This window comes from Streptomyces azureus (assembly GCF_001270025.1).
GTDB lineage: Bacteria > Actinomycetota > Actinomycetes > Streptomycetales > Streptomycetaceae > Streptomyces > Streptomyces azureus.
Window position 1 is genome coordinate 26293 of record NZ_DF968203.1, and the last position, 19198, is coordinate 45490.

The 19198-nt window shown below is 71.0% G+C and carries 17 protein-coding genes and 1 pseudogene; 11 read left to right on the top strand and 7 right to left on the bottom strand.

What is annotated here, in order from left to right:
* Positions 1-29: 29 nt before the first annotated feature.
* Complete coding sequence (locus AOQ53_RS04115) at positions 30-1181, top strand: acyltransferase family protein (RefSeq protein WP_059415048.1); 1152 nt, start codon at positions 30-32, stop codon at positions 1179-1181.
* Positions 1182-1209: 28 nt separating this feature from the next.
* On the opposite strand, the gene AOQ53_RS04120 is transcribed toward AOQ53_RS04115, so the two are convergent.
* On the bottom strand, positions 1210-3342 hold the full coding sequence (locus AOQ53_RS04120) for an alpha-galactosidase (protein ID WP_408055135.1): 2133 nt from the start codon (positions 3340-3342) through the stop codon (positions 1210-1212).
* 105 nt (positions 3343-3447) lie between these two features.
* Here AOQ53_RS04120 and AOQ53_RS04125 point away from each other — a divergent pair, with 105 nt between their 5' ends.
* The 6 genes from AOQ53_RS04125 to AOQ53_RS04150 all read left to right on the top strand — a co-directional run bounded on the left by AOQ53_RS04125 (position 3448) and on the right by AOQ53_RS04150 (position 10924).
* Positions 3448-4485 (top strand): LacI family DNA-binding transcriptional regulator, encoded by a 1038-nt coding sequence (locus AOQ53_RS04125; protein ID WP_059415049.1) that lies wholly within the window; start codon positions 3448-3450, stop codon positions 4483-4485.
* An 87-nt stretch (positions 4486-4572) separates the two neighbouring features.
* A complete protein-coding gene (locus AOQ53_RS04130; RefSeq protein ID WP_059415050.1) occupies positions 4573-5904 on the top strand; it encodes an ABC transporter substrate-binding protein in 1332 nt (443 codons plus the stop codon).
* 2 nt (positions 5905-5906) lie between these two features.
* Positions 5907-6830 (top strand): carbohydrate ABC transporter permease, encoded by a 924-nt coding sequence (locus tag AOQ53_RS04135; protein WP_059415052.1) that lies wholly within the window; start codon positions 5907-5909, stop codon positions 6828-6830.
* A gap of 218 nt (positions 6831-7048) precedes the next feature.
* Positions 7049-7834 carry a carbohydrate ABC transporter permease gene (locus AOQ53_RS04140; RefSeq protein ID WP_236711563.1) on the top strand — a complete coding sequence of 262 codons (786 nt, stop codon included), beginning with the start codon at positions 7049-7051 and terminating at the stop codon, positions 7832-7834.
* 100 nt (positions 7835-7934) lie between these two features.
* The gene (locus AOQ53_RS04145; protein ID WP_059415053.1) at positions 7935-10400 is read left to right on the top strand and encodes a CBM35 domain-containing protein; all 2466 of its coding nucleotides are present in this window, start codon (positions 7935-7937) and stop codon (positions 10398-10400) included.
* Between the two features lie 149 nt (positions 10401-10549).
* On the top strand, positions 10550-10924 hold the full coding sequence (locus AOQ53_RS04150) for a hypothetical protein (protein ID WP_059415055.1): 375 nt from the start codon (positions 10550-10552) through the stop codon (positions 10922-10924).
* 64 nt (positions 10925-10988) lie between these two features.
* Here the strand turns inward: AOQ53_RS04150 and AOQ53_RS40325 are convergent, their stop codons facing one another.
* Together AOQ53_RS40325 and AOQ53_RS04160 are read right to left on the bottom strand one after the other, a co-directional pair.
* Positions 10989-12095, bottom strand: coding sequence for a M56 family metallopeptidase (locus tag AOQ53_RS40325; protein ID WP_059415057.1), 1107 nt, complete (start codon positions 12093-12095; stop codon positions 10989-10991).
* A 6-nt stretch (positions 12096-12101) separates the two neighbouring features.
* Positions 12102-12488 (bottom strand): BlaI/MecI/CopY family transcriptional regulator, encoded by a 387-nt coding sequence (locus AOQ53_RS04160; RefSeq protein WP_059415059.1) that lies wholly within the window; start codon positions 12486-12488, stop codon positions 12102-12104.
* Positions 12489-12631: 143 nt separating this feature from the next.
* On the opposite strand from AOQ53_RS04160, the gene AOQ53_RS04165 reads away from it, so the two are divergent.
* Positions 12632-13285: a hypothetical protein gene (locus AOQ53_RS04165; protein WP_059415061.1), complete on the top strand. Its 654-nt coding sequence runs from the start codon at positions 12632-12634 to the stop codon at positions 13283-13285.
* Positions 13273-13524: a twin-arginine translocase TatA/TatE family subunit gene (locus AOQ53_RS04170; protein WP_059415063.1), complete on the top strand. Its 252-nt coding sequence runs from the start codon at positions 13273-13275 to the stop codon at positions 13522-13524. The genes AOQ53_RS04165 and AOQ53_RS04170 overlap by 13 nt, the downstream gene beginning before the upstream one ends.
* Positions 13525-13537: 13 nt before the next feature.
* On the opposite strand, the gene htpG is transcribed toward AOQ53_RS04170, so the two are convergent.
* From htpG to AOQ53_RS04185, 3 genes are all read right to left on the bottom strand, one after another.
* Entirely contained in the window at positions 13538-15436 is a 1899-nt protein-coding gene (gene htpG / locus AOQ53_RS04175; protein WP_059415065.1) for a molecular chaperone HtpG, read from the bottom strand.
* 84 nt (positions 15437-15520) lie between these two features.
* Complete coding sequence (locus AOQ53_RS04180) at positions 15521-16243, bottom strand: class F sortase (protein ID WP_059415067.1); 723 nt, start codon at positions 16241-16243, stop codon at positions 15521-15523.
* 133 nt (positions 16244-16376) lie between these two features.
* The gene (locus AOQ53_RS04185) at positions 16377-17345 is read right to left on the bottom strand and encodes a hypothetical protein (RefSeq protein ID WP_059415069.1); all 969 of its coding nucleotides are present in this window, start codon (positions 17343-17345) and stop codon (positions 16377-16379) included.
* 259 nt (positions 17346-17604) lie between these two features.
* On the opposite strand from AOQ53_RS04185, the gene AOQ53_RS04190 reads away from it, so the two are divergent.
* Complete coding sequence (locus tag AOQ53_RS04190; RefSeq protein ID WP_059415071.1) at positions 17605-18105, top strand: hypothetical protein; 501 nt, start codon at positions 17605-17607, stop codon at positions 18103-18105.
* A gap of 19 nt (positions 18106-18124) precedes the next feature.
* Here AOQ53_RS04190 and AOQ53_RS04195 read toward each other — a convergent pair whose 3' ends face one another.
* Positions 18125-18412, bottom strand: a complete 288-nt coding sequence (locus AOQ53_RS04195) for a DUF3040 domain-containing protein (protein WP_059415072.1) — start codon at positions 18410-18412, stop codon at positions 18125-18127.
* 498 nt (positions 18413-18910) lie between these two features.
* Between AOQ53_RS04195 and AOQ53_RS45760 the strand changes: the two are divergent.
* Positions 18911-19103: pseudogene (locus AOQ53_RS45760) on the top strand (LuxR C-terminal-related transcriptional regulator); the annotation flags it as partial.
* Positions 19104-19198: the final 95 nt, after the last annotated feature.

Genomic DNA, 19198 nt, shown 5'->3' on the forward strand with positions numbered 1-19198 from the left:
GGTTCCCCGCACCGCGCGTGGGAGGCGTGATGAGCGAGGACACCCTGCGCATGCGGCCCGTCGCCGACACCCGCGGCGAGGCCGGGGCGAGCACGTCACGCGAGGCCACTGCCCCGCCGAAGCAGGACGGGCAGCGCGACGCGTTCTTCGACAACGCCAAGTACCTGGCGATCGTGCTGGTGGCGATCGGACACGCCTGGGAGCCGTTGCGGGACGGCAGCCGGGCGGTCAGCGCGCTCTACATGGTCGTCTACGCCTTCCACATGCCGGCGTTCATCGTCATCTCCGGCTACTTCTCGCGCTCCTTCGACGCGAGCCCGGGGCGGGTCAGGCGTCTGGTCACCGGGCTCGCCGTTCCGTATGTCGTCTTCGAGACGGCGTACACGCTGTTCACACGCTGGACGGACCAGGAACCCGACCGGCCCGTGAGCCTGCTGGATCCGCTGTATCTGACGTGGTTCCTGGCGGCGCTGTTCATCTGGCGGCTGACCACGCCGGTGTGGCGGCGCGTGCGGTGGCCGCTGCCGGTCGCCCTCGTCATCGCGATGCTGGCGACGCTCTCGTCGTCCGTCGGCAACGACCTCGACCTGCAACGCACCCTTCAGTTCCTGCCGTACTTCGTACTCGGTCTGCTGCTGAAACCGGAGCACTTCCGGCTGGTGCGCCGCCGCTCGGCGCGTGTGCTGGCCGTGCCGGTCTTCGCCGCCGCGGTCGTCGTGGCCTACTGGGCGGTCCCGCGGATGACCGGCGCCTGGTTCTACCACCGCGACAGTGCCGAGGAACTCGCCGCGCCCGCCTGGTACGGACCCGTGATGACGCTGGTGACCTTCGGCTGCTCGCTGGTCCTGGTGGCCTGCTTCCTCGCGTGGGTGCCCGGGCGCCGCGCATGGTTCACGGTGCTGGGCGCGGGGACGCTGTACGGCTACCTGCTGCACGGCTTCGTCGCCCAGGGGTCCAAGTTCTGGGGCTGGTACGAGCCGGCGTGGGTCCACGGGCCCGTGGGCGCGGCCGCCGTGACGGTCGTCGCGGCCGTGCTCGTGACCGCGCTGTGCACCGCGCCGGTGCGGCGGCTGTTCCGCTGGGTGGTGGAGCCCGAGATGGCGTGGGCGTTCCGCCGGGACGCACATCAGCAGGCGCGGGAACGGAATGCCGTCCGCGAGGGGAGCGCCGTACGCGGTTGACGCCGAGCGCCCCGCCTACCGTTCTGGGCTACCCGTCCTGCGTGAGCCGGATCAGCAGCACACCGGGCGTGCGCGGCACGGACACCGTCAGCCCGTCCCCGTCCCACACGGCCCGACCCGCCTCCGCGGAGGACGGGTGCAGGACCTCCGCACGGGCGGACCGGCCCGCCAGATGCCGGACGGGGACACGGAGTTCGGCCGGACCGCCCCGGCGCCAGACCGACAGGTAGGCCGTGGGGTCACCGGGAACCGAGAGCCCCAGGGCCAGCCACTCGTCCGTCCAGCCTGGCAGGCCGAGCGGCCAGAAGGGCAGGGCACGCGCGAGGTCCCCGCGGATCGACTTGTAGACCGCGACCGCATCCCGTACGAGGGCCAGTTGGTGTTCCGGCATGCGATTGAGATGGCCGGAGAGGTGGATACGGCCGAGCAGTGCCCCGCCCAGGGTCCACGTCGTCAGGTCGTCGTCGAACTCGGGCTGCGGGTAGGCCCAGACCGCGCCCTGTTCGGGCGGGACGGCGGTCGGCGCGGCGGCGGCGATCGGCGGGTAGCGCAGCGGGTCCTGCTGGTCGCTGGTGGACTGGAGCTGGGAGACGGCCAGGGTGGCGCCGTCCATGCGCATGCCGCCCGAGGCGCAGTTCTCCACGACGAGTCCGGGGTGGCGGTCCAGTACGCCGGAGAGCCAGTCCAGGTAGGCGTGGGCGTGGCCCAGCAGCCCGGCTCCCGGTGCGAGGTCGCCGGGCGCCTGGGTGCCGGGGTCGACCACGATGTTGTAGTCCAGCTTGAGGTAGCCCACGCCCCAGTCGCCGACGATCCGGTCCACGGTCTTGTCGAGGTGGGCGCGGGCGGCCGGGTGCCGCAGGTCGAGCTGGTGGCGGCCCTGTTCGGCCAGGCGCACGCCGTCGCGCTGGAAGAACGCGTCGTCGGGCAGTTCGGCCGCGACGGGGCTGCGCACCCCGACGACCTCCGGCTCCAGCCACAGCCCGGGCACCATCCCGCGCTCCCGGATCCGGTCCAGGACGGCCCGGATGCCGCCGTCGGGGAAGCGGCGCGGCGAGGGCTGCCAGGTGCCGACGCTGTCCCACCAGCCCCGGGTGTCGTCGTCGTACCAGCCCGAGTCGATGCAGAAGTACTCGGCGCCGGCGTCCGCGGCGGCGTCGATCAGCGGCAGGAGCTTGGCCGTGGTCGGGTCGCCCATCAGGGTGTTCATGTAGTCGTTGAAGACGACGGGCAGGGCGGTGTGGTCCGGGTGCGGGCGGCGGACCGCCCGGCGGTAAGAGGTCAGGGCGCCCATGGCGGAGTCGAGGTCGGAGCCGAGTGCCAGGGCCCCGTACACGGTGGTGAACTCCTCGCCCGGGGCGAGCCGGACCCGCCACTGGTGTTCCGCGTCGGTGGGGCCGTTCAGCGCCAGGTACGTGCCGTGTGCGCGCTCGCCCAGGTCCCAGCGCCAGCCGGCCGGGGACTCGACCTGCCAGACCCAGGCCCGGCCGCCGTCCCGCTCCGTCAGCGCGCCCATGGCGAGATGGCCGTCGGTGGGCCAGCTGCCGCGCCCGGTGAGGGCGAGGGCGGCCCGGCTGTCGTGCTGGTGGACGTCGACGTGGATGTCGGCGACGGCGGCGCGCAGCGGCTCGGCGTACCAACGGCACTCGGCGAGCCAGTCGTTGCGGGCCCGGTGGACGTCGAGGGCGTCCGGGGCGGGCAGGCCGCCGAGCAGGAGGCTGCTGACGGACTGGACGACCAGCGGCTCCCGGCCCTCGTTGCGGAGGCGGACTCGGGAGCGCAGGACGGGCAGTCCGGCGGGTGACGTGAGCTCGACGGACGCCGTCAACCCGGTGTCCGGGTCGTGGAGTTCGACGGTCAGCCACTCCCAGCCGTCGAGTCTGTCCGTGCGGTGGGTCCGGTAGGCGAGCCGGGCTCCGAAGGCCGTGCCGGTGAAGCGGGGGCCGGACCAGCCGCTGCCGTGGCCGAGGGCGGTGAGCTCCACGAGCGGGAGCGCGGAGTGCGGGGTGGCGGGGCGCTCGTCGTCGGGGTGGGTCAGCCGGACCAGCCGCAGGGTCCCGTCGGCGGCGACCGCGAAATCGGACCGGAGGGCTTGATGCCCCCAAGTGAACTCGTGCTGCCGCTGGTTGGAGGCCATGTGCGCCGCATCCGCCGTGCCGGTCAAGGTGCTCCCCCTCCTGACCCCGCCCCGTCCTCGGGGAGGGAGGCCCGCGTGAATCCCTCGTTACGGTCTCTTGACGACCCAAGTGTGACCGGTCACAATCCTCGCATGAATGTGACCGGTCACACAAGGCGCCCGGCGAGCATCAGGGACGTCGCGACCGCCGCGGGGGTCTCGTACCAGACGGTCTCGCGGGTGATCAACGGCCATCCCAGCGTCCGGCCGTCCACCCGGGAGCGGGTGCTCGCCGCCATCGAGGAACTGGGCTTCCGCCGCAACACGACCGCCCTCGCCCTGGCCAGCGGGCGCAGCCGGGCCGTGACCGTGCTCACCGCGAACACCACCCACTACGGCTACGCCTCGATCCTCCAGGGCATCGAGGAGGCCGCCCGCGCGGCGTCGTACGCGGTCGGGATAGGGGTGCTGGAGTCGGCCGAGGACGCGGCCGTCGCCGCCGAGGTGCAGCGCGCGGCGGACGCGGGCGGCGGGATCGTCGTGATCGCATACGATCCGGCCGGTGTCCGGGCGCTGGGAGCCGTGCCCGCCGGGCTGCCGGTCGTGGGCGTGGTCGAGACCCCGGCGAGCCCGCCCGGCGGCGACCGCCCGTGGGTGTGGACCGACGACCGCGAGGCCGCCTACCAGGCGACCAGCCATCTGCTGTCCCTCGGCCACGAGACCGTGCACTACGTGGCCATCCCGTCCAGCACCCGCCGCACCAGCGCCCGCACCAGCGGCTGGCGGCAGGCGCTGAAGGAAGCCGGCGCCCCAGAACCCCGCCCCGTGCAGAGCAGTTGGGGGCCCGCGGGCGGTCACACGGCCGGGTTGAAGCTGGCGCGGGACGAGTCCGTCACCGCGATCCTGTGCGGCAACGACGACCTCGCGCTCGGTGTCCTGCGCGCCCTGCACGAGACCGGCCGCTCGGTGCCGGGCGAGGTCAGCGTGGCCGGTTTCGACGACGCCCCGCACTCCGCCTTCCTCACCCCGTCCCTGACGACCGTACGACTGGACTTCACCGGCCTCGGGCGGTCCGCGTTCGCCCTGCTGCACGGCGTGCTGGAGGAGTCCGCGCCGGTCGCCCCGCACCCCGTGTCCGTACCGGAACTGGTGGTGCGGGAGAGCTCGGGGCCACCGCCCTCCGACGCCTGAACAGCCGGTGCCTGAACAGCCCGTAAGACCCCGGAAGTTGTGAGTCCCGCTTTCTGAACCCGAACCGCCTGCTCCGAAAGGCACGAGATGAACAGAAGAGCCCTCCCCGCCCTGGCGCTGATATGTGCCGCCGGCCTGGCCGCCACCGCGTGCAGCGACCCGACCGCCGGGGACTCCGGTTCGGACGGTTCGGACGCCAAGCGGACGGCGGTGAATCCGACCGCCCGGCTGGACGGCGTGAAGCTGACCATGTGGACCGCGCAGAACACGGTGAACGCGCCCAAGCAGGTCATCGACGCCTTCGAGAAGGCCACCGGCGCCGAGGTCGACACCCAGGCGATCCCGGACCTCTACGAGCAGAACGTGCCGACCAAGCTTGCCTCCGGCGACCGCCCCGACCTGATGTTCTGGCAGCCGTCCATCTCCACGCTGCCGTTCATCCAGCCGAAGCAGAACCTCCTGGCCCTCGGCGGGGAGCCGTGGGAGGCCAGGCTCGGCGACACCGAGAGGTCCCTCGGCGTCATCGACGGCAAGCGGTACGCGGCGATCGTCACCAGCCCCGCCATGCTCGGCGTCTACTACAACAAGGACGTCTTCAAGCAGGCCGGGCTGAGCGAGAAGGACTTCCCCACGTCCTACGACGAGCTGCTCGCCCTCGGCCGCAAGGTCGTCGACAAGACCGACGCGGCCGCCTTCTACGAGGCCGGCGGCGACAAGTGGCCGCTGCAGTGGCAGATGCAGGTCCAGCTCACCGACCTCGACCCGCAGTGGTGGGCCGATCTGAACGCCGGCAAGAAGAAGTGGACCGACCCGGTCGTCGTCGGCACGATCAAGAAGTACAAGGAGAAGCTGCTCGACGCCGGGCTCGCCCAGAAGAACTACCGGACGGGCACCTTCACCGGGCAGGCCGACGCGCTGTGGGAGGGCGACGCCGGCATGGTCCTCAACGTCACGTCCTTCCAGAGCCAGTTGCAGGCCAAGTACTCCACCGCCGAACTCGACAAGAAGATCGGCTGGTTCCCGGTCGCCAACTCCTCGGCCACGGGCCTGTACTCCCCCGACCAGACCAACGGTGTCGTCGCCTTCAAGACCGGTGACGACAAGCGGCAGAACGCGGCCCGGCAGTTCCTCGCCTTCTGGCTCGGGCCGGACTACCCGGACTACATCAAGACGATGAAGATCCCGTCCGTGCAGCCGTCCGTGCCCACCCCCGACGGCCTGCCCGAGGCGTCCAAGGCCCAGGTGGCGGCCCTGCCCAAGGCCATCGGCGTCTTCCAGGCCAAGGCGATCGTCGCCCCCGACACCCACCTCTACCTCGCCGACATGATCTTCGGCAAGAAGAGCCCGCAGCAGGTCGCGCAGGCCATCCAGGACCAGTTCGCGCAGGTGGCCAAGGCCCAGGGCGCACCCGGGTTCTGACCATGACGGACACGGTCGTACGTACGCGCAAGCAGCCGGCTGCACAAGGCGCACCGAAGGGCGTGGGGCGACTCCCGCGCGCCGCCGTGCACCACCCCTGGTGGTTCGCGCTCCCCGCGATCGTCGTCTTCGCGGGCTTCTTCCTGGTGCCCAACCTGCTGAACTTCTACTACCCGTTCACCAACTGGTCCTCGTACCACGCGGACATCGCCTTCACGGGCCTGGACAACTTCAGGACCATCGCCGAGGACGGCTCGCTGCTGCGGGCGATCCGGACAACGCTGGTGTACGCGCTGCTGGCGGCGCTGTTCCAGAACGGCTTCGGGCTCGTGCTGGCGCTGCTGCTGGAGGACGACAGCCGCTTCAACCGGTTCTTCCGTGCCGTGTTCTTCCTGCCGGTACTGATCTCGGCACTCGCGACCGGTTACGTCTTCCAGGCGCTGCTCGACCAGGACGGGGCCGTCAACTCCGTGCTGGGCACGGACATCCCGTGGCTGGGCTCGACGACCTGGACGCTGGTGATCGTCACGCTCATCCACGGGTGGAAGTGGATGGGCCTGTCGATGCTGATCTATCTGGCCGGGCTCAAGGGCATCCCCGGGGAGATGCTGGAGGCCGCGAAGTGCGACGGCGCGGGCCCTTGGCGGACCTTCTGGTCGGTGCGCTGGCCGATGCTCGCGCCGGCCGTCACCTTCAACGTCACCACCGCGCTGATCGGTTCGATGAACACCTTCGACATCGTGCAGGCCACGACGGGCGGGGGCCCCGCGGCCTCCACCGAGGTCTTCAACATCTACATGTTCCGCGTCTTCGGGCAAGGGCTGTACGCCCAAGCCTCCACGATGAGTTTGGTGCTCTTCCTCATCGTGGTGGCCTTGGCGATCCCGCTTGTCTTCGGCTTGCGTCGAAGGGAGCAGCTGCTTTGAACCCTCCTCCTCGCGAGCGAGCAGGATTCCTGGCTCACGCAGCTCAGTCGCTCAACGAGCGATCGAGACTCACACGATCAACACCAGCCGGGTTGGAACCAGCCCGGTTCCCCGAAAGAAGGGAGGAAGATGTGCTGGCTTGGTTCTCGCGCAACGCGCCGGAGAGCCTACCAGCTGCCGGCCCACGCCTGTGGCGCATCGGTCGCCCCACTCTGATCGTGACCATCGCTGCCCTCGCCGTCGGCGTGCCGCTGTGGCTGGTCGCCGTCACCTCGGCCAAGCCGCAGGCGGAGGCGATCAAGCCGAACCTGGACCTGCCCCGGCAGTGGCAGCCCGCGAGCAACTACGCGGACGCCGTCAGCGAGGGCGAGATGCTGCGCGGCTTCCTCAACTCGCTGCTGGTCGTGGTGCCTTCGGTGGTCCTGGTGCTGATCCTGGGCGCGGGCGCCGCCTGGGTCTTCGCCCGCCGTAAGTCGAAGCTGGTCTCGGCGGCCTACGCGCTCTGCATCAGCGGACTGCTGCTGCCGCCCGCCGTCATCACCATCGTGATGGAGCTGCGGCAACTGGGCCTTTCCAACACCCGCCCCGGCATGATCGCCGTCTACACCGGGATGTACCTGTCGACGTCGATCTTCTTCATGACCGGCTTCATCCGCGCCATCCCCATGGAACTGGAGGAGGCGGCCCGGATGGACGGGGCGAGCCCGTCACGCGTCTTCTGGCGGATCGTCCTGCCGCTGCTCCGGCCGGTGATCGCCACCGCGACGATCATGGTGATGCTCTACGCCTGGAGCGACATCTTCTACGCGTTCTTCGTCCTCGGCGGCGGAGACCGGGCGACCTTGCCGCTCAACCTCTACCAGGTCGCCAGCGCCCAGCTCTACCTCAACAACTGGCATCTCGTCTTCGCGTACGTCGTGGTGATGAGCCTGCCCATGGTCGCCGTGTTCCTCGTCGGCCAGCGAAAGATCGTGTCCGGAATCACCAGTGGAGCCGTGAAGTGACTGGAGGTCCAGCAGCGTGATCACCCCCACCCGCACGAGAGCCGGTACGAGGTCCCGTACCAGAACCGCCTTGATGACAGCACTACTTGGAGCAGCCGCCATGGCAGCCACCCTCCCCGCGGCCGGGCCCGCCGCCGCGGCCGATCCACAGCGCCTCACCGTCGACCTCAAAGCCTCCGAGGGCCCGGTGATGCTCGGCGCCAACGGCTCGCTGTACGGGCTCAGCGACGACGGGGTGCCCAGCGACGCCGCGATGGCGCCCCTGAAGATCACGAGCATCTCGCAGAAGCCGGAGGGCGGCGCCCAGCACCCCAACGGCGACGCGCTCACCGTCTCCAAGTCGTTCTTCCGCAACGGTGGCGGCGAGATCAACGTGATGATGCAGGACATGTACGCCAAGTGGCCGTACGAGGACCTCGGCATCGACGACTACCTCCCCAAGGTCGACAAGATCGTCAAGGAGGTCTCGGCCGACCCGAACAGCGAGCGTTTCGTCTACATCCCGTTCAACGAGCCGGACCAGATCTGGTACAAGCTCGACGTCGCCGACCAGGCACAGTACGAGAAGAACCGCGACCGGTTCTTCAAGGACTGGAAGACGGTGTACCAGCGCATCCGCGCGATCGACCCGGACGCGAGGATCGCCGGACCCAACGAAGCCGCCTACCACACCCGCCTGTTGAAGGACTTCCTCGCCTTCGCCAAGCGGGAGAACGTGCTCCCCCAGATAATGACCTGGCACGAACTGGGCTCCGGCTCGCTGCGCGACTTCCAGGCGCACTACGACGACTACCGCAAGCTGGAGCGCGAGGCGGGCATAGCCCCGCTGAAGATCAACATCGACGAGTACGCCAACCGCCGCGACCTGTCCGTGCCCGGGCAACTCGTGCAGTGGGTCTCGATGTTCGAGCGCAACAAGGTGTACGCCAACATGGCGTACTGGGACGCGGCCGGCAACCTCAGCGGCCACGTCGTGCGCTCCAACATCCCCAACGGCGGCTGGTGGCTGTTCCGCTGGTACGCGGGCATGACCGGGAACACCGTGAAGGTGACGCCGCCGCAGCCCAACACCATCGACACCCTCCAGGGGCTGGCCTCCCTCGACACCTCCCGCCGCCAGGCGCAGGTCCTGCTCGGCGGCTCCGCGGCTGACTCGGACGTGGTCGTGCGCAACGTCCCGAGGTCGGTGTTCGGCCGTACGGTCACCGCGACCGTCGCCGAGGCCGCCTGGTCCGGATACGAGGGGCAGCACGCGGCGCCGCGAGTCCTCGCGCGCACCAAGGTGAAGGTCGCGGACGACGGTTCGGTGACGGTCCCGCTGCGCGGCCTGCACAAGATGTCGGCCTACCGGGTCGTCCTCACCCCCGGCGGCTCCGGCACCCCGTCCGCCGCCTCCGTCCCGTGGTCGGCGTCGTACGAGGCCGAGGACGCGGCGATCACCGACGGCAAGGTCTACACGCAGGGCACGGTCCAGAACGCCAACGGCTACGCGGCCTCCGGCACCAAGGACGTCGGCTCGCTCAACCAGCCCGGCAGCAAGGTCGCCTTCTCGGTGACGGTCCCGAAGGACGGCACGTACGACCTGGCGATCCTGTACGGCAACCAGTCCGGCGGCCCCGCCACGCAGAAGCTGTCGGTCGACGGCGGCGCCCCGGTGACGGTCACCTACCCCTCAACGGAGAACTGGACGTACCGCGCCAAGAAGGACGTCAGTGTCCAGCTGAAGGCGGGCACGCACCAGCTGACCCTGTCGAAGGGCGACGCCGAGGTCACCCTGGACCGGATCGACCTGACCACGCGGACGGGCGCGCCCTCCGCCTCCTACGAGGCCACGCTGGCGGACATCAGCGGCAAGCCGTCCTACGACTACACCTCGTCGGCCGGGGTGGGCACGGGCGCTCTGGTCCTGCGCTCCGGTGACAAGGCGGTGTTCGACGTCTACGCCCCGCGCGACGGCTACTACACGGTGGTGCCGCGGACCTCGGCGGCCGTGAAGCTCTCGCTGCACGGGGAGACGGTCACGGCCGCGCCCGGCCGCCCGCTGCGGCTCTACCTGGTCGCGGGCAACAACCGGATCGCGATGACGTCGGGCCACTCCGCCGTCCGCTCCCTCGACGTCTCCGGCGACGGCTCGGCCGTCGGCACCCTCTTCTACGAGGGCGCCAGGGCCACGCTCGCCGGCGGCGCCAAGCTCGTCGACTCCCCGCACGCGTCCGCCGGCTCCTACATCGGCTGGCTCGGCAACAGCTCCTCCAGCACCGCCGAGTTCACGGTGGACGCGCCCCGGTCCGGCCGCTACCTGCTGGTCGTCCACTACGCGCACAACGACCGCCGGGACAACGGCCACGCCTACAACACGGACATCATGTCCCGTACGGCGGACATCACGGTCGGGACCGCGGACCCGGTGAAGGTCACCTTCAAGAACACCTGGAGCTGGGACGACTACTGGACCGTCGGTGTCCCGGTCGACCTGGCGAAGGGCGCGAACAAGGTGACGTTCGGCAACGCGAGCGCCTGGGCGCCGAACATCGACCGGATCGAGCTGGGCCGGGTCGTGGGCTGAACGGCGCGGTATCGGGGGGCGGTTGCGGAGAATCGAACGTCCCCCTCCGCAACCGGGACGCCGTCACGCATCGTCTGTTGTCATGGCCGCCGCACGGCACGGCGGCCATGACCACGGCCCGACCCGGGCCACGACCACGGGGGAGTTCCATGCGTACGAAGCTCGGCTCGGTCCTGGCGGCGACGGTTCTGGCGACCGGCCTGGGCGTCGCGATGGCGCCCAGCGCCTCCGCCGCCGACAACTGCTGGGCGGACGGGGACGGCATCCGCTCCTGGTGCCGCAACGTGTCCGGAGCACCGGTGTACGGATACATCGGCAACAACCACATCTACCCCGACCCCACCAAGGTGGTCGGATACATGTACTCCAACCCCAGCTGGTTCTACTGCAAGCTGGACGGCCAGGCCTGGGTCGGCGGGCCGCACCCGACCCGCTGGCTGCTCACCGTGGCCGACAACGGGAAGCTCGGCTACATGAAGGACACCGCGATCTACAGCGAGACCGACCCCGTACGCAACTGCTGACCTCATGTCTGCGCGCGGCAGTGCCGCAGTCCGCCGTGGAGGCGGGCTGCGGGGCTGAGGCCCCTTAAAGAGGCGTCGCGGCGTGCAGGATGAGCACCATCGTGACGGCGGAGTTCGCGGAGGACATCGCCGACACGGCCGTTCCCGCGGCCGCGCCCCACGCCGCCAGTCCGACCGAGGTGGACACCGGGGGCCAGTTGCGTACGGCGGGTGGCGGGCCGAGCAGGGCCGCCACCCGGCGCGGCACCGGGCCCGGAGCGGCGAGTCCCGCGAGCGTGGGCGCCGGGGTGCCCCGGGAGACGAGGGCGGCCGTGCCGATGGCACGCGCCACCGTGCGGCGGCTGCCGACCGCCCGGGCCGCCTCCTCGTCCGCCCACCGCTCGGCCGTGTACGCCACGGCCGTGCGCAGCGGCCTCAGGAACGGGTTGGCCCGGGCCGCGAGCTGCACGGTGAGCAGGAAACGGTCGTGCCGGGCGGCGAGGTGCGCCCGCTCATGGGCGAACAGGGCCCGGCGCTCGGCCGGCCGGAGCCGGTCCAGCAGAGCCGTGGTCACCACGACACGCCCCCCGCGCCGACCACGGACACGGCGCCCGGCGCGGCCATGCGGCTCACCATCGCCCGGACGACCGCCACGCCGAGCACCGCCATGCAACTCACCATCACCCCGGCGACCGCCACGCCGAGCACCGCCACCCAGAACACCACCACCCTGGCGACCGCCTCGCAGCGCACCACCACCCCGGCGACCACCGGGCAGCGCATACGCGTAGGGAACACCGTCCGGCAGTACGGCCACCTCCGTGTCCGGCAGCCCGGACAGCGCGCGGTGGGCCTGGCGGCGCACCCGGGCGTGCCGCCACAGCGAGCGGGCGCAGGCGACGACCACCGCGCACAGCGCGGGGATCGCGGCCTTGCCGACGACCTCATCGAACGGCACCGCCGCCCGCACCTCGGGGTCCGACCAGCCGTCGGGCAGCGGGTTGCCGGGCAGTTGGGCGGTGCCGACCACCATGACCAGCCCCAGGCACACCGTGCTGCACAGCGCCAGCACCGCGGCCATCGCGGTCAGCAACCGGGTCGCGGTGCGCGGATGCAGATGCTGTTCGGCCAGACGCGCGACCGGCCATGCCGTGAGCGGGAGAACCAGTGGCAGAAAGACGAAGACCCCCATGAGGCTTCAGTCTTCCCCCTCGCCATGGGCCTGATCCAGCAGGTCACGCAGCAGCCGCTCGTCGTCCGGGCCGAGGCCGGTGAGGAAGCTGGCCAGCACGGCCTCACGGTCGCTCTCGGCGTCCAGCACCTTGCGCATCTTCCGGGCGGCCAGGCCCGCCTCGTCCGCGGCGGGCGTCCACGCGAAGGACCGGCCCACCCGCTCCCGGGTGACCGCGCCCTTGCCCAGCAGCCGGGTCAGGATCGTGATGACCGTCGTGTACGCGAGGTCACCGCCGAGGCGTTCCTGCACCCAGCCGGCCGTCACCGGACCGTCCGCCTCCCGCAGTGCCGACAGCACCAGCGCCTCCAGCTCGCCCTGCCCCCGCCGGGGGCGCTGCCGGGGTTCCGTCACCGCCCTGTCTCCCTTCGCCGCCCTGCCTTGCCCTGCGGACATCGTATAGATCCGCGGGGCCGACTCCACTCTACTTCTACAGTGCTGTAGATTTTACTCCGTTCGGTACCGACGTCCGACACAGCAACCGACAAGGAGACCCTGTGGCCGATCCGCCCCGCCTTCACCCCGAGGACCGCGCGGACTTCGAAGCGGTACTGGATCTGGCGCTGAGCACCGCGGACATCCACGGCGCCGTGCGCGCCGACCCGACCGGCCGGACGGCCGCGCACCTGCGTGCCCACGCGCTCGCCCACGCCGACGACATCACGGCGGCGGCCGGCGAGCCCTACCGCGCCTACCTCGCCGCACGGGCCGCCGCCTGGCAGGACGCGCGGCGCCCGCTCGCCACCGGCACTCTGCTGCCCGCCCTCGCGGTGCTCACGCCGCTCGTGGCGGCGACATCCGCCGGGGCTCTGCTCCTGCTCGGCAGCCTGCTCCAAGTCGCCGACGCACCGGGCCCGTTGCCCGGGTCGCTCGTCGCGGCCGGCTGGACGCTGGCGCTCGTGGCGGCCGTGACCGGCCTCCTCGGCCTGGCCGCGCTGCTGCGCTCGGCCCTGGGCGGGCGGGCCGACCGCGTGGAGCACGCCCGGCTCGCCTGGCGGCAGGCCCTGCTCGACCACGGCATCCTGCCCCATCTGCTCCGGCATCCGGCGGTCGCGCATGCCGAGGCGGGGATTACACCGTGCTCCCGGCCCGATACGCTCGCGCCGTGCCCGGCTCGGGCGAGAAAGGACAGGACACCATGTTCGGACTGAGCGAGCTCGCGATCATCCTCATCGTCGTCATAGCCGTGATCGGGGCCAGGAAGCTGCCCGAACTGGCCCGGTCGGCAGGCAAGTCGGCCCGCATCCTCAAGGCCGAGGCACGCGCCGCGAAGGACGAGGAGACCGGGGCGGGAGCCGCGCCGCGGGTGGTCCAGGGCGAGATCGTCCCGCCGGGCACCGGCACGCCCCCGCCCGGCGCGCGGGCGGCGGACGCCCCGGACCCCCGCTGATCCGCTCCCCTGCCTACAGCGTGCGCTCCAGGCGGTCGGCCACGAGCTTGACGAAGCGTGCGGGGTCCTTGGGCTGGCCGCCCTCGGCGAGCACCGCCAGCGTGTGGAGCAGCTCGGCGGACTCGACGAGGCCCGAGCGGTCCTCGCGCTCCTTGTACGCCTGGTTCAGGTTCTTCACCAGCGGGTGGTCGGGGTTGAGTTCGAGGATCCGCTTGGTGCGCGGCACCTCCTGGCCCATCGCCCGGTACATGTTCTCCAGGGCCGGGGTCAGGTCCTGCGCGTCCGAGACGACGCAGGCCGGGGAGACGGTGAGCCGTGACGACAGACGCACGTCCTTGATGTCCTCGTCCAGCTGCTCCCGCATCCAGCCGAACAGTCCGGCGTAGTCCTCGGCCTGCTTCTCCCGCTCGCCCTCGGCCTTCTCGCCGCCCTCGGCGTCGAGGTCGATCTCGCCCTTGGCGACGGAACGCAGCTTCTTGCCCTCGTACTCGCCGACGGCGTCGACCCAGACCTCGTCGACCGCGTCGGTGAGCAGCAGGACCTCGATGCCCTTGTCCCGGAACGCCTCCATGTGCGGGGAGTTCTCGATGCTCTGCCGGGACTCGCCGGTGATGTAGTAGATGTCGTCCTGGCCGTCCTTCATCCGCTCCACGTACTGCGCGAGCGTGGTCGGCTCGTCCTCGGCGTGCGTGGTGGCGAACGACGCGACGGCGAGGATGGCGTCCCGGTTCTCGGAGTCGGTGACCAGGCCCTCCTTCAGGACGGTGCCGAACTCGCGCCAGAACGTCGCGTAGCGGTCGGCGTCCTTGGTCTTGATCTCCTTGATCGTGGACAGGACCTTCTTCGTCAGCCGGCGCTGCATCATCCGGATGTGCCGGTCCTGCTGGAGGATCTCGCGGGAGACGTTGAGCGAGAGGTCCTGCGCGTCGACGACGCCCTTGACGAAGCGGAGGTAGGGCGGCAGCAGCGCCTCGCAGTCGTCCATGATGAAGACGCGCTTCACATACAGCTGGACGCCGCGCTGGAAGTCCCGCGTGAACAGGTCGTGCGGGGCGTGCGAGGGGACGAAGAGCAGGGCCTGGTACTCGAAGGTGCCCTCGGCCTGGAGCCGGATCGTCTCCAGCGGCTCGCGCCAGTCGTGGCTGATGTGCTTGTACAGCTCGTGGTACTCGTCGTCGGACACCTCGTCGCGCGACCGCGCCCACAGGGCCTTCATCGAGTTCAGCGTCTCGGGCTCGGGCGCGTCCTCGCCGTCGCCCTTCTCCGGGACCATCCGGATCGGCCAGGTGATGAAGTCCGAGTACCGCTTGACGATCTGCTTGATCGTCCACGGCGAGGTGTAGTCGTGGAGCTGGTTCTCCGGGTCGGCGGGCTTGAGGTGGAGCGTGACGGAGGTGCCCTGCGGCGCGTCGTCGACCTTCTCCAGCGTGTACGTGGACTCGCCGCGGGACGTCCAGCGGGTCCCCTGGCTCTCGCCGGCGCGCCGGGTCACCAGCGTCACCTCGTCCGCCACCATGAAGCCGGAGTAGAAGCCGACGCCGAACTGGCCGATGAGCCCCTCGGCATTGGCCGCGTCCTGGGCCTCCCGCAGCTCCTTCAGGAAGGTGGCCGTACCCGAGTTGGCGATGGTGCCGATGAGCCGTCCGACCTCGTCGTACGACATGCCGATGCCGTTGTCCCGCACGGTGAGGGTCCGGGCGTCCTTGTCGACGTCGATCTCGATGTGCAGGTCGGACACGTCGGCGTCGAGCGAGTCGTCCCGCAGCTTCTCCAGGCGCAGCTTGTCCAGCGCGTCGGAGGCGTTGGAGACTAGCTCCCGCAGGAAGACATCCTTGTTCGAGTAGACCGAGTGGATCATCAGCTGGAGCAGCTGACGCGCCTCTACCTGGAACTCAAACGTTTCGGTCGTCATGGTTCGCGAATACCTCACAGGTCCCACAGTCGCCTGAACTGGTGCAGTCACTTTAAGACACCATGTCAGGCCGGGGACCCGGAATCAGACGAGGTGGGCGAACACGACCAGGTTCTCGGTGTAGTCCCGGGCCTGACGGTCGTAGGCACCCGCGCATGTGATGAGCCGGACCTGCGCGTCGGGGGTGTCGCCGTACACGCGCTCGCTGGGGAAGTCGTCCTTGTCGAAGGACTTGGCGTCGTCGACCACGAAGGTCGCCCTGCGGCCGTCGGCTCGCGTCACGTGGAACCGGTCGCCCTTCTTCAGCTGGCTGAGCCCCGCGAACACGGCCGGGGACGTCGCGGTGTCCACGTGCCCGGCGATGATCGCCGTTCCGGCCTCGCCGGGCGAGACGCCCTTGGCGTGCCAGCCGACGAGGTTGGTGTCGTCGGCCGGAGGTGGTTCGAGCTGACCCGAACGGCCGATGGCGAGGTCGGTGAAGGGCGCGTTCACCGAGATCTTGGGGATGTACAGGCGGACCGGCCGGGACCGCGGCAGACGGGGGCCGGTTCCGGACGCGGTGGTCCGGTGCGGCGCCGCGGACGAGGGCGCCGCGGCGGGGGTGGCGGGCGCGGCCGTCGGGACGGCCGGCGGGGCGTGTGGCGGGCCGCCCGCGTCGGACGACGACTCACCACGGCCGGCGACCAGACTCACGGTCAGGACCAGGGCGGCGAGCCCCCAGAAGACCGACACGACGGTGCGGAATCGCCGCTTCGACGGCGCGGGGCCGGGCTCGGCAGGAGACGGGGGGCTGGGGCTGGCTGCCATCGGAGACCACCTCATTCGGGCACGGCAGCGGAACGGACACGGCAGCGGACACGGCATGCGGGAGGACGAGCCGGGCCGCCGCGACGCGAGGAACACGTGCGGCGGCCGCGGCAGCTATGCGGTCAGGCCTCGGTCATGCCGCACTCTGTGAGGCCTTCTGGCGCCGCAGGGCGTACAGGCCGGTGCCGGCCACCGCCAGCACCGCGAGACCGCCGGCCGTCACGCCCGGCGAGGAGGCCAGGCCGCCGCCACCGGTGTGCATCCCGCCGCGCGGCTTGTTGTGCTTGTCGCCGTGCCAGGAGCCCTTCTCGTGGTCGTCGTGCTTGCCGTGCTCGTCGTCCTTGTCGCCCCAGGAGTCGTCGCCGTGCTCGCCGTCCTTGTAGGTGTCCGGGTCGTGCTTGGGGTTGTCCCAGTCGTCACTGGCGTTCACCACGGCCAGCGCTCCGCCACCCGTGTGCATCCCGCCGCGGGGCTTGTGGTGCTTGTCGCCGTGCCGGGAGTCCTTCTCGTGGTCGTCGTGCTTGCCCTGCTCGTCGTGCTTGCCGTACTTGCCGTGCTCGTCGTGCTTGCCCTGCTCGTCGTCCTTGCCGTGCTCGTCGTGCTTGCCGTGCTCGTCGTCCTTGTGGGCATCCTGGTCGTGCTTGGCGCTGTCCGAGTCGTCACTGGCGTTCATCAGGGCCAGCGCTCCGCCACCCGTGTGTACTCCGCCGCGCGGCTTGTGGTGCTTGTCGCCGTGCCGGGAGTCCTTCTCGTGGTCGTCGTGCTTGCCGTGGTCGTCGTGCTTGCCGTGCTCGTCGTGCTTGCCCTGCTCGTCGTGCTTGCCCTGCTCGTCGTGCTTGCCGTGCTCGTCGTCCTTGTGGGCGTCCTGGTCGTGCTTGGCGCTGTCCCAGTCGTCATCGGCGGTCACCGCGGTCAGCGCTCCGCCACCCGTGTGTACTCCGCCGCGCGGCTTGTGGTGGTTGTTGTCCTTGTCGTGCTCCTTGCTGTAGGAAGTGGTGTCGTGGTCCCGGTCACCCATCGTCACGGCGTAGGCGGTGGGTGCGGTGATCGCGAGGGCGGCCGTGGCCGTGGCCGTCGCGAGCAGCATGCGGGCAGAGCGCATCGGTGAGTCCTTCCGTCGCGGGCCGGGCGCTGACGCCTCGCCAGCTCACGGACCCGGCCTCGACGTGAACCACCGTCAGTCATGCCGGTCCGTCCCACCACCCAGGACGTTCACACGGGTTACGACCCCACCCTGACGGCGGTATTCCCCCCGGCCGGTCCGGCCGGAAAGACCGCAACCTCCCGCCCGTCCCGCCTGTCTCCTACGGCGACACGGGGGCGGGGTCCGCTCTCCCCCGGACCGGCTTCGGGAGGCGTTCATGGCCATGGTCGGCCTGTTCTGGATCGGCGAGGACTCGGTGTACGTGGGGGCCGAGCCCGAGGGGGCGGCCCCCGGGGTGCGGCTGTCCGAGCATGGCGTCGAGACGCTGGGGGCCGGCCGGGGCAGGTTCTGGACCTGGGACGAGGTGGTCAGGATCGAGACGCGCGACGTGCCCGTGCGGTCCGGGGTGCGGAGGCTCGCGTCCATGGCCTTCGACGCCGCGCTCGTCGTGGTCACGGGTGACGGCCAGCTGCCACCCGCCTTCTCCGTGGAGGTGGCGACGGCCGAGGAGACCGTCCAGGTGGATGTGCACGCGGCCGTCGCCGGAGGGATCTACCTGCCCCCCGAGTACGAGCTCTCCGTCGCCCTCCTCCGGCGGCTCGCCGACGGCGGCACCGACATCGGCGACCTCCTCGCCTGGGGCCGTGACCACGCGGCCGAGGGCACGCCGCCGCGCGAGGAACGCGAGGCGCTGCTGCGGAAGTGGGCCGGGGCGTAGGTCCCGGCTGCCGCACGGGTCACCCTCGCCTCTGCCGCTGACGGCCCAGGCGGCTCGGGTCCGGGTCGACCAGCTGGGCCGCCATGCCGACGAGGACCAGGCCGGCAGCGATGAGCAGCCCTTGTGCCAGGGCGATGCCGGAGCCCAGGACGGCCACGCCGAGGGCCAGCGCCCACCAGGCTCCGGTTCGCCGGTACTCCCGGGGCCGGGCCGGGCGGCCTGATCTCATGGCCCGGGTGAACCTGGGGTCCTCCCGCTCGAGTCGTGCTTCGAGGTCGACGAGACGTTGGTCTTCGGACTGGGGCACGGCTTCTCCTTCCCGGAACCCGACAGCGCTTCGAGGCAGGGCACGGCCGAGGCCATGGCAAGTCCTGGGGTGTCGGCCTCGTGGCGATACGGAGGGAGACAGCCCGCCGACGCGCGGCGCGGCCGGTCTCACCAGGGCTTCAGCTTCTCCCTCCTCCAGCGGCGTCCGCCATCAGGCCCAATCCTCATCCTTCCCGGTGGCCGCCCCCCACGAACGCCCTGCCGTAAGGCGGATGTTCGGCCGAGGATGGGTGGTGGCACGGATGGCGGCGCGGCCGGACGGCGCACACGCTGGATCACGACGGTGTCGAGGAGGCGGTACGCGGCGCCCTTGTTCCGGCGGATCTTCCGGCTGAACGCCCTCGTGCTCGTCACGGCCGACGCCCTGTTGCTGCGGCCGGGGCGACATCCGGCGGTCGGTGGCCAGGATGAGGCCGACGAGCGGCTCCAGGCCGCCCGGGAGCTGTCCCGGACCTGCCCCGAGACGCGGATTCTCGTCCTGACCGACCGCGAGGAGGACGTCCTCAAGCTCGTCGCCGGGGGCCACACCTCGCAGCGGACCGCCGAGTTGCCGGCATCAGCCCCAAGACGGTGGGGCGCCACCGCGCCAATCCGCTCCAGAAGCTCGGCATGTAGGAGACCGTCTGGAACTGACCCGCTACGCCATCCGCGTGGGGCTGATCGAGCGCTGAGCCGGGAGTGCGCTAGCGCTCGGCCTCGGCGGGCAGCTCGGCGGAGGCGGACGAGGGTGTGCTGTCGTCCCGGAGGCGGGGCTCGGTGTCGTACG